Here is a 10127-nt window from a genome sequence, read left to right on the forward strand (position 1 = left end):
CGCGGCCCCCACCGCCCGGGCCGCGCTGGCCCTGCTGCCGGCCGCGGACCCGGCCCCCGCCGAGCTGCCGGCCGCGGCCGGGCTGCCGGCCGCGCGCCGGTGGCCGGCACCGACCCCGGCCGCACTGGCCGTCGGGCCCAACTGGTAGAGGTGGCGCATGACTACGGAGCTGTCCTCGTACTGGACCGATGCCGGGCTGCTCTCGCCCGTCCGGGTGGGCTCGCCGGTGGAGGAGGTGACCACCGACGCGGCCTGGCTGCAGGCGCTGCTGGCCGCCGAGGCCGCGCTGATCCCGGCCCAGGCCCGGCTCGGTCTGGTGCCCGAGCGGGCCGCCGAGGCGATCTCGGCGCTGGCCCGGGCCGAGCGGCTGCCGCTGCGCGAGCTCGCCGAGCGCACCCGCGGCGCGGCCAACCCGGTGGTCTCGGTGGTCCAGGCGTTCACCGCGGTGGTGGCCGCCGCGGACCCGCAGGCCGCCGACTACGTGCACCGGGGCTCGACCAGCCAGGACATCCTGGACACCGCCGCGATGCTGGTCACCCGGCGGGCCGGCACCCTGCTGCTGGCCGACCTGGACCGGGTGGCCGCCGCACTGGCGGGGCTGGCCGAGCGGCACCGCGACACCCCGATGGCCGGCCGCACGCTGGGCCTGCACGCGGTGCCGACCACCTTCGGGCTCAAGGCGGCCGGCTGGCTGCAGGCGGTCACCGACGCGGCCGGGCGGCTGCGGAGCCTGCTGGAGGGCGGCCTGCCGGTCGAACTCGGCGGCGCGGCCGGCACGCTGGCCGGGTACGTCGAGTACGCCCGAATCCACCAGGAGCAGGGCGTACCCGGTGCGCTGGACCCGCAGGAGTACGCGCGGCGGCTGATCGCCGGCTACGCGGCGGAGACCGGGCTGAGCGAGCCGGTGCTGCCCTGGCACGCGGTGCGCACCCCGGTCGCCGAGACCGGCAGCGTGCTGGCCCTGGTGACCGGGGCGCTGGGGAAGATCGCGGTGGACGTGCAGGTGCTCTGCCGCACCGAGATCGCGGAGCTGGCCGAGCCGGCGGCCGGCGGGCGCGGGGTCTCCTCCGCGATGCCGCACAAGCGCAACCCGGCGCTGGCCACCCTGATCCGCTCGGCCGCGCTCCAGGTGCCGCCGCTGGCGATGGTGCTGGCGCAGTCGATGGTGGCCGAGGACGAGCGCTCGGCGGGGGTCTGGCACGCCGAGTGGCTGCCGATGCGCGAGTGCCTGCGGCTGGCGGGCGGCGCGGCGCACACGGCGGTCGAGCTGGTCGAGGGGTTGCAGGTCTTCCCGGAGCGGATGGGGACCAACCTGGAGCTGACCCGGGGTCTGCTGGTCTCCGAGCGGATCGCCGCCGTGCTGACGCCGGTGCTCGGCAAGGACGGTGCCCGCAAGCTGATGGACGCGGCCTCGGCCGAGGCGGCCGAGCGCGAGGTGACGCTGGGCGCGGTGCTCGCCGAACACCCCCGGGCCGCCGAGCTGTTCGACGCCGGGCGGCTGGCCGACCTGCTGGACCCGGCGCAGTACACGGGGGCGGCCGGGATGCTGGTGGACCGGGCGCTGGCGCACTACCGGGGGCGACTGCACAAGTAGTGTCGCGCGGTGGGGGCGCCGGAGTGGTGGCGGGCGTCGGCTCAGGGCGTGCGGACGGCGGACAGGTCCAGGGCCAGCGTGCCCGAGGGCTGCGGGATCTCGCCGAAGTCGTCGTCGTCGCTCTCCACCACCAGGCGGTTGACGACCGCCTCCAGGGCGGCGGGCAGTCTCGGGTGCAGTCCCCGGTGGCTGCGGGCCAGGATGTCGCCGCGCACCTCGTCGGGCAGCAGCGGGCGCGGCGAGCGGATCAGCGGGCCGCCGGTGGGGCGCGGGCGGGTGGCGAGGTGCTCGGCCTGGGCGCGCCAGTAGGCGGCGTCCCGCGGCTCGCCCAGGTGCAGGTGGTAGAGGTGCAGGCAGTAGGCGGCCGTGTGGTTGCCGGAGCCGGCCGCGAACTGCCACCAGAACCTGGCCGCGTCCGGCCGGTCGGTGATGAAGAGCAGGCTGGCGAAGACCACCGCGCCCTCGGGGTGGATCCGGTCGTCGTTGACCAGCAGGTCCAGGGCCGCGGAGGCCTGCGGGGTGTTCAGCACCAGGGCGGCGGCCAGGGCCAGTTCGTGTGCCGCCTGCTCGTGCTCGGAGGGCAGCCGGGCGGGCGCGGCGGTGATCGGGCCGGCTCCGGGGGGCGGCACGCTCGGCGCGCCGCTGTAGACCCGGGCGGGTGCGCCGGCTCTGGGCGGGGGAGCGGTGCACCGGTAGCCGCGCAGCCAGGAGAGCAGGTCCGGCTCCGGTTCACGCCGGCGGTTCAACGCTCCCCCTGGGGCTCGGTGAGATCGGGCAGGCCCAGGCTACGGGCCAGGCGTCGGCGGGCGTGGCGCAGGGTGGAGCGCAGTGAGGGCAGTTGGGTGCCGAGGTACTCGGCGATCTTCTCGTCGTCCAGCTCCAGGCAGTACTTGAGCACCACCACGTCGTGCTGGCGCTCCGGCAGCTCCAGGATCGCGCTGAAGAGGCCGAGTTGCTCGGGCAGCCGGTCCAGGTCGGGCAGCGCCGGCGAGCCGGGCGGGGCGGCGATGTCGGGCCGTGCCGGCGGACCGGGCGGACCGGGCGGAGCGGCGAGGCCGGCCGGCGTGGCGAGCGCGCTGCGCGCCTCCGCGTGCAGGTTGCGGATCGCGGCGTCGAAGGCGGCGGTCTGGACCAGCGCGGGCCCGGGCCGGCCGGCGGCGGCGAGCCAGGCGGCCAGGTGCTCCTTGAGCAGGCGCCAGGCGTAGGCGGCCGGGATCTCCTGGCGCAGCGCGATCGCCCAGTTGCGCAGCAGGTGGCCCTTCATCACCTCGACCACCACGGCGGTGTCCTGCTCGTCGCCGACCTGGGTCCGGGCGAATCCCAGCCAGGCGCGCTCGTGGGTGGCACAGAACGCCTCGAAGGTCACCCGCAGGCGGGAACCCTCCGGTGCGGCCTCGCTGTTGTCGCCCACCGTCCGCCTTCCCTGGATTTCGCGGTTCTCGCTGCCCGACGGGTGACCCTGCACGGCACCATGGAAGCGCACCCGGGGCCGCGGAGCCAGTAGTGGCCCCGGGAAAATGCTACCGAAGGTAATAGTATGACTACTCGTCAGGTCGCCGGTGGGCGGCATCACGAAACGAGGCGGGGGATCGCATGACGGTCGACGAGACCGACCAGACCGAGGTCAATCTCGAACTGCACCGGGCCCATTCGGCCCGGATGTACGACTACTACCTCGGCGGCACCACCAACTTCGCCGCCGACCGGGAGGCGGCCGGCCAGGTCATCGCGGTCTTCCCGTGGGCCGAGACCGCGGCGCGGGTGAACCGCGGCTTCGTGCACCGCTCCACCCGGATGCTGGCCGCGGCGGGCCTGCGCCAGTTCCTGGACGTGGGCACCGGCATCCCCACCTCGCCCAACCTGCACGAGGTCGCCCAGCGGATCGCGCCGGACGCGCGGGTCGTCTACGCCGACAACGACCCGATCGTGCTCGCCCACGCCCAGGCGCTGCTGCGCAGTACGGCGCAGGGGCGCACCGCCTACGTCCAGGCCGACGTCACCGACCCGGACTCGGTGCTGGCGGCGCCGGGCGTGCGCGAGACCATCGACCTGGCGCAGCCGGTGGCCCTGAGCCTCAACGCCCTGCTGCACTTCGTGCCGGACGAGCGTGACGCGCACGGCCTGGTCGAGCGCTTCAAGGCGGCGCTGGCCCCGGGCAGCGCGCTGGTGCTCTCGCACGGCAGCCGGGACTTCGCGCCGGCCGAGGCCGAGCGGATCACCCAGGTCTACGCGGCGGCCGGCACCGCGGTGCAGATGCGCACCCGTGAGGAGATCGCCCGCTTCTTCGAGGGCTGGGAGCCGGTCGAGCCGGGCCTGGTCGCCACCCACCGCTGGCGCCCGGAGGGCGGGTCACCCGACCCGGGGGTGGCCGACGCGCACGCCAGCGCCTACGCGGCGGTGGCCCGCAAGCCATAGGGCCTGCCTAGCCGGCGACGGCGGTCAGGTCGGCGCTGACCGCGGCCAGCACCTCGGGGGCCGCCGGCGAGGGTTCGCTGAGGAAGAAGTGCCCGCCCGGGTAGGTGCGCACGGTGGCGCCGGCCCGGGTGGCGCTCTCCCAGCGCGCGAGGTCCTCGGCGCCGGTGAAGTCGTCCAGCCCGCCGAAGACGGAGATCGGGCAGTCCAGTTGGGGTCGGCCCTGGTCGTCGAAGGTGTCGCAGATCGTGAAGTCGGCCCGCAGCACCGGCAGGATCAGGTCGAGCAGGTCGCGGTTGCGCAGCACCTCCTCGGGCGTGCCCCCCATGGTGCGCAGGTCCTCGATCAGGTCCTCCTCCGACCAGCCGCCGCGCCCGCGCTTGGGGTGCACCGAGCCGGGGCCGCCGCTGCCGCTCACCAGCAGCCGGGCCGGCGCCGGGTCGCCGTCCCGCTGGGCCGCCAGCGCCACGCCGTAGGCGAGCAGGGCGCCCAGGCTGTGCCCGAAGAGCGCGTAGGGACGGTCCAGGTACGGGCGCACCGCGCTGTGCAGCCGCTCGACGGTCTCGCGGTACTCCGTCAGGCAGGGCTCCATGATCCGGGTCTCGCGTCCCGGCAACTGCACCGCCAGCACCTCGACGTCGGCGGGCAGCTTCTGCGCCCACTCCCGGTAGAAGATCGAGCCGGCGCCGGAGGGGTGGAAGCAGATCAGCCGCAACCGGGCCGCGGGGCGGGGCTGGTGACAGCGGACCCAGGGGTCGGCCAGGGGGGCAGGAGTGCGGGCGGCGGTCGGTGACAGCGGCTGCATCGGCTGCATCGGTGGGAACTCTCCGCAACGTGGAAGGGAAAGGGTGCCGGAGCTCGGCCCCGGCCCCTTCGGAGATTGGCAGCGTACTGCCTGTCGCACCGGCCCCGGGGCGGAGCCGGTGCGCCGCACGGGCCGTGGGGGGCTGCGCGCGGCCGGGCGCGGACCGTACGCTGCGGATCACAGGTCGGCCCGACCCCGCCTGATCCCATTCGGCCGAACCCGCACCCCCAGGAGCACCCGTGACCGACCGCCGCCCCTTTGATGGCCAACTGGCGCTGGCCGACCTGCACTCGGCGCTGGCCGATCCGGCCCTGGAGTCGATGACCTTCCTCAACGAGGTGGGGGGCCGCCACCCCGAGGCGCTCTCGCTGGCGGCCGGGCGGCCCTACGAGGAGTTCTTCGAGATCGAGGCGATCCACCGCTACCTGCGGCGCTTCGAGCAGTACCTGACGGCCGATCGGAACCTGAACCCCGATCAGGTCCGCCAGGCGTTCTTCCAGTACGGCCGGACCAAGGGGATCATCCACGAGCTGGTCGCCCGCAACCTGGCCGCCGACGAGGGCATCGAGGTCGACCCCGAGGCGATCGTGGTGACCGTCGGCTGCCAGGAGGCGATGTACCTGGTGCTGCGCGCGCTGCGCCGCGACGAGCGGGACGCCGTGCTCGCGATAGCGCCCACCTACGTCGGGTTGACCGGGGCGGCCCGGCTGGTGGACATGCCGGTGCGCACCGTGCGCAGCGGGCCGGACGGCGTGGACCTGGACGACCTGGCAGCGGTACTGCACCGCACCCGCGGCGAGGGTCTGCGCCCGCGGGCCCTCTACCTGCTGCCGGACCACTCCAATCCCTCGGGCCTGAGCCTGGGCCCCGCCGAGCGGCGCGCGCTGCTGGAGCTGGCGGAGCGGGAGGACCTGTTGCTGCTGGAGGACAACCCCTACGGCCTGTTCGCGGCCGCGAGCGCGGACCGGCCCAGCACGCTGAAGGCGCTGGACACCGCGCGCCGGGTGGTCTACCTCGGCTCGTACGCCAAGACCGGCCTGCCCGGCGCCCGGGTCGGCTTCGTGGTCGCCGACCAGCGGGTCACCGCGCCGTCGGGGGCGAGCACCCTGTTCGCCGACGAACTCGCCAAGCTCAAGAGCATGGTGACGGTGAACACCTCGCCGATCTCGCAGGCCGTGATCGCCGGCAAGCTGCTGGAGCACGAGGGCAGCCTGCTGCGGGCCAACGAACGGGAGATCGCGCTCTACCGCGACAACCTCGCCCGGCTGCTGGGCGGCCTGGCCGCGCTCTTCCCGGCCGGCAGCGGGGTGCACTGGAACACGCCCAAGGGTGGCTTCTTCCTGGTCGTCACGGTGCCGTTCAAGGTGGACGACGAACTGCTGGAGCGCTCGGCGCGCGACTACGGCCTGCTCTGGACGCCGATGCACCACTTCTACGACGGCCCCGAGGCCGCCTACCAGCTGCGCCTGTCGGTCAGCGTGCTGACGCCCGACCAGGTGGACGAGGGGGTCCGCCGGCTCGGCCGGCTGATCAACGACCAGCAGGCCTGAGCCGGGGGGCCGGCCGACCACCCGGGCGCCGTCCCGGGTGCGGCGGGGCGGGACATACGAACGGGGGACTGCCCGGTGTCCCGGCCCCGCTGCCAGGCTGGCGCCGTAGGAGCAGAGCGGTCGGCGGCGGCCGCGGTGCGCTCGGCGCGCACCGCCGGCGGGCGGTGCCCGCGTCGAGCTACGGCGCAGCGGGAGAGGGCAGGCAGATGGCCGAGCAGGTGCAGCCGGGTGGGACGACCAGCGGCTTTCGGGTCACCCCCGAGGAGGTCCAGACCGCCTCGGTCCAGGTGGACTCCACCGCGACCGCGATCCAGGAGCAGCTCGACGCCCTGAAGGCGTACGTGCGCACCAACGTCGAGACGTACTGGCAGGGCCAGGCCCACCAGGCGTTCGACCTCTACATGCAGGAGTGGGACGTCTACGCGGCGATGCTGCACGAGGCGCTCACCGGGATCGCCCAGGGCCTGCGCGGGACGTACGTCAACTACGCGCAGTCCGAGGACTCGGCGCTGCGGAAGATCGACCAGTTGCAGAGCGAGCTGCCGCCGCTGCGACTGGGCTGACGTCCCGTCCGCCGCCGCGCCCCGACCCCTTCGCGAGCCCCGAGGAGAACCCCCATGCCGCGCAACGACTCCACCTCGATCCTGGTCCACTCGCAGCTGGGCGAGGTCGGGCCGCGGATCCACGCCTCCGCCGAGGAGATCATCGCCGAGCTGCAGCGCCTGGTGCAGCTGCTCGCCCCGCTGAAGGACAGCTGGAACAGCAGCGAGGCGGCGGCCGACTACGAGATCCTCCAGCAGGAGTGGAACACCGCCGCCGAAGGGCTCTTCGGCCCCGGCGGCGTACTCGGCAACGTCGCCGCCGTGATGAACGTCAACTTCGTGAACTACTCGGACGCCGAGTGGGCCAACGTCTCCACCTGGCGCCACCGCTGACGTCCCGCCCGCACCCCGGCCCCGCACCGCCCCGAGAGGACCTGACAGCACACCATGGCCGACGAGTACTGCCGGATCACTGTGGTCGGCGAACGCAGACAGGTGGACCTCGCGGTCCCGGCCGGCGCGCCCATCACGGACTACGTGGACGACCTGGCCCGGCTGTGCGCGCTGGAGGAGAACGAACTGATGCCGCCGGCCTGGTCGTTGGCGACCGCGCTGACCGGGCCGTTCGCCCCGGAGCGCTCGCTGACCGAACTGGGCGTGGCCGACGGCCAGGTGCTCTACCTGCGCGACCTGCTGGCCGGCGAGCTCGAGGAGCCGGTCGTCCTCGACGTCGCCGAACAGGTCGCGCAGGCCACCGGCCAGTGGCTGGACCGCCCCTGGGACGCGACGGCGCGCGCCGCCACCGTGCTGTCGGGCGGCCTGCTCTGGCTGGCCGCCGCGCTGCTCGCGCCGGCTGTCCTGCGGCCGGTGGGCCTGCCGGGGCTGGGTGCGCTGGCGGCCGGCACCGGCCTGCTGCTACCGCTGCTCGCCTGGATCGCCGCGGAGCGCCGCTGGCCGGTGCCCGCGCCGCTGCGCCTGCTCACCGCGCTCAGTGCGGTGCCGGCCCTCGCGGTCGCCTGCTGGGCGCTGGTGACCGCCCGCTGGGCGCACCAACTGACCGCCGGCGCCCACCCGGCGCTGAGCCCGGCCGCCCTGGCCACCGCCTGCGTGGCCGGCGGGGCGCTGGCCGGGGCGTTCCTCGCCTACGCCGCCGCCAGCGGTGTCAGCACGCTCACCGTGCTGGCGGCCGCCCTGCTCTCGGCACTGGCCGCCGGCTCGCTGGTGGCGCTGCACGCCGACCCCGCGCAGTGCGCCGCGGTGATCGCGATCGTCGCCTTCCTGCTGCTGAGCGCGGCGCCCGCGACGGCCGGGCGGATCGTGGCGACGGCGTTCCGCCGGCACGGACCGGCCGACCCCGCCACCGACCCGGAGGAGGGCGAGCAGCTGCGGGCCGCGGTGCGCACCGCGATGGTGCTGCTGGCGGCCTGGGGCGGCGGACTGGCCCTGCTGCTGGGGGCGGCGATCGTGCTGCTCGGTGCCTCGCACACGGTGTACGGCTGCGCGACGGCCGGCTGCCTGGGGGTGGCGCTGCTGCTGCGGGCCGGATCCGCGAAGGTGGTCGTGGAGGTGGTGCCGGGCGCGCTGGCCGGTGCCGGCGGCCTCTTCGCCCTGCTGCTGACCGGCCCGCCGCAGCTGGGCTGGCCGGGCTGGACGGTGCCCGCCCTGCTCACCGCGGTGGCGGCGGCGCTGCTCGGCTACGGACTGCGCCGCCTGCTGCGCCGCGACCTGCGGGCGCTGCGCCGGCCGGCCTGGCTCGGCACGGCCGGCGCCGTGCTCGGGGCGCTGAGCATCCCGCTGATGCTGGCCGGGTTCGGGGTCTTCGGCCGGCTGATGGGCCTGGGTCGCCACCTGTGACGCGGCCGGCCCGGGCCCGGGCCGGCCGACGGGCCCGGACCGCCCCTCGACCCTTGCCGGGATCCCCTCCGGATCGCCTCGCACCGAACGGGTTCGGTGGCGGCCGGGACTCAGACCGCCGCGCCGGCGGGGCTGGACGCGCCGCCAGGCGTCCGCCCGCCGGTGCGGCCCGCCAGCAGGCCCAACTCGATGGCGGTGCGGGTCAGATCGGCCTTGTTGCCGACGTTGAGCTTGGACCGGATCCGCTTCACGTAGGTGCTCACCGTCGCCTCGGTCAGACCCATCCGGCGGGCGATCTGGGCGTGCGTGAGGCCCTCGGCCAGCCAGCGCACGGTCTCCAGCTCGCGCGGTGCCAGCACCCGCGGGTCCGGGCGGTTCAGCCGGCCGAGCTCCTCGCGCAGCCGCCCGGCCAGGGCGGGTGCGACGTGGAAGCCGCCGAGGCAGACGGTGCGCACGGCGATCCGCAGTTCGAGGTCCTCGACCAGCTTGGTGACGCAGCCCAGCGCGCCGGCCTGGACGGTCTCGATCAGCGCATGCGGCGCCGCGAAGTCGGAGACCACCACCACTCGGGCCAGCGCGGCCAGTTCGCGGACCTGCTCGACGACGTCGGGCTGGCCCGCGTGCGGACCGAACACGACGGTGTCGAGCCGCTCGCCCGCGTGGTCGAGCTCCTGCGGGCTCGGCGCGGTGGCCACCACCCGCAGCTGCGGACTGCGCGACAGCACCTGTTCCATGCCGTGCCGCAGCAGGCTGTGGTGCTCGACGATGGCTATCTGTGAAATGGCCGGCATGCCGTGCCCTACCTCCGGCTCGAAATCCCCGTTCCCCGCGGGCACAGCATGCCGTACGAACTGATGGACCGGCAGATCCCCGAGATGGCCGTTCGCGGGGTCGCGAATGGGTCGGGCGGAGTTCCCGGCGGATAGTCAAGTTTCTTTACAGATACCCGAGTTGCTGGTCAACTGCCTTGGGGTGAGCGGATCGGGGAGGACTCCGGGATGGGGTGTGACGCGAAGAGATTTGTTCCAAAGAGCGCAATCAGTTCACCTGCCATTCAGAATTGACGAAATGCCAGCACCCCCGGCGGCGGTATTGTCCGGGGCGTCACTGGGGAGATCTGGGGAGAGGTACGTGTCCGAGCGAGAAATGGCCGAGCCGACGACGTCCGAGGCGGGACCGGTGGCCGCCGGCGGGCGCAGCCGCAGTACCGGTCGCAGTGGCGGCGGTACCGGCGCCGCCGGTGGCGGGCAGGGCACAGCGGTGATCTACACCGCGGCCCCGGGCGCGGCGCTGGCGCCGGACTCGACCCCGGGCACGGTCTCGGCCGCGGCGGCCCCCGGCCCGGCGGTTCCGGTGCCCGGCCGGGCGGC

Annotated in this window: 10 protein-coding genes and 1 pseudogene; 7 read left to right on the top strand and 4 right to left on the bottom strand. The window is 74.8% G+C overall.

Annotation, left to right across the window (positions count from 1 at the left end; translation table 11 throughout):
* Nucleotides 1–157 precede the first annotated feature (157 nt).
* Nucleotides 158–1594, top strand: coding sequence for a nitrosuccinate lyase (locus ABD323_RS36870; protein ID WP_344446460.1), 1437 nt, complete (start codon nucleotides 158–160; stop codon nucleotides 1592–1594).
* A 41-nt stretch (nucleotides 1595–1635) separates the two neighbouring features.
* Here the strand turns inward: ABD323_RS36870 and ABD323_RS36875 are convergent, their stop codons facing one another.
* Together ABD323_RS36875 and ABD323_RS36880 are read right to left on the bottom strand one after the other, a co-directional pair.
* Complete coding sequence (locus ABD323_RS36875) at nucleotides 1636–2340, bottom strand: hypothetical protein (protein WP_344446461.1); 705 nt, start codon at nucleotides 2338–2340, stop codon at nucleotides 1636–1638.
* The gene (locus ABD323_RS36880; protein ID WP_344446462.1) at nucleotides 2337–3005 is read right to left on the bottom strand and encodes a sigma factor-like helix-turn-helix DNA-binding protein; all 669 of its coding nucleotides are present in this window, start codon (nucleotides 3003–3005) and stop codon (nucleotides 2337–2339) included. Before ABD323_RS36880 ends, ABD323_RS36875 begins: the two co-directional genes overlap by 4 nt.
* Nucleotides 3006–3187: 182 nt before the next feature.
* Here ABD323_RS36880 and ABD323_RS36885 point away from each other — a divergent pair, with 182 nt between their 5' ends.
* The gene (locus tag ABD323_RS36885) at nucleotides 3188–4009 is read left to right on the top strand and encodes an SAM-dependent methyltransferase (RefSeq protein ID WP_344446463.1); all 822 of its coding nucleotides are present in this window, start codon (nucleotides 3188–3190) and stop codon (nucleotides 4007–4009) included.
* Between the two features lie 7 nt (nucleotides 4010–4016).
* Here the strand turns inward: ABD323_RS36885 and ABD323_RS36890 are convergent, their stop codons facing one another.
* Nucleotides 4017–4820 carry a thioesterase II family protein gene (locus tag ABD323_RS36890; RefSeq protein WP_344446464.1) on the bottom strand — a complete coding sequence of 268 codons (804 nt, stop codon included), beginning with the start codon at nucleotides 4818–4820 and terminating at the stop codon, nucleotides 4017–4019.
* Between the two features lie 230 nt (nucleotides 4821–5050).
* Here ABD323_RS36890 and ABD323_RS36895 point away from each other — a divergent pair, with 230 nt between their 5' ends.
* The 4 genes from ABD323_RS36895 to ABD323_RS36910 all read left to right on the top strand — a co-directional run bounded on the left by ABD323_RS36895 (nucleotide 5051) and on the right by ABD323_RS36910 (nucleotide 8757).
* Nucleotides 5051–6361 (top strand): aminotransferase-like domain-containing protein, encoded by a 1311-nt coding sequence (locus ABD323_RS36895; protein WP_344446465.1) that lies wholly within the window; start codon nucleotides 5051–5053, stop codon nucleotides 6359–6361.
* 206 nt (nucleotides 6362–6567) lie between these two features.
* The gene (locus ABD323_RS36900; protein ID WP_344446466.1) at nucleotides 6568–6924 is read left to right on the top strand and encodes a WXG100 family type VII secretion target; all 357 of its coding nucleotides are present in this window, start codon (nucleotides 6568–6570) and stop codon (nucleotides 6922–6924) included.
* A gap of 54 nt (nucleotides 6925–6978) precedes the next feature.
* Entirely contained in the window at nucleotides 6979–7296 is a 318-nt protein-coding gene (locus ABD323_RS36905) for a WXG100 family type VII secretion target (RefSeq protein ID WP_344446467.1), read from the top strand.
* A 54-nt stretch (nucleotides 7297–7350) separates the two neighbouring features.
* The gene (locus tag ABD323_RS36910) at nucleotides 7351–8757 is read left to right on the top strand and encodes an EsaB/YukD family protein (RefSeq protein WP_344446468.1); all 1407 of its coding nucleotides are present in this window, start codon (nucleotides 7351–7353) and stop codon (nucleotides 8755–8757) included.
* Nucleotides 8758–8867: 110 nt separating this feature from the next.
* Here ABD323_RS36910 and ABD323_RS36915 read toward each other — a convergent pair whose 3' ends face one another.
* On the bottom strand, nucleotides 8868–9548 hold the full coding sequence (locus ABD323_RS36915) for a response regulator transcription factor (RefSeq protein WP_344446469.1): 681 nt from the start codon (nucleotides 9546–9548) through the stop codon (nucleotides 8868–8870).
* Between the two features lie 340 nt (nucleotides 9549–9888).
* Between ABD323_RS36915 and ABD323_RS36920 the strand changes: the two are divergent.
* Nucleotides 9889–10127 (top strand): annotated as a pseudogene (locus tag ABD323_RS36920) (hypothetical protein); the annotation flags it as partial.

Origin of the sequence: Kitasatospora nipponensis, from assembly GCF_039528135.1 — a bacterium.
Taxonomy (GTDB): domain Bacteria; phylum Actinomycetota; class Actinomycetes; order Streptomycetales; family Streptomycetaceae; genus Kitasatospora; species Kitasatospora nipponensis.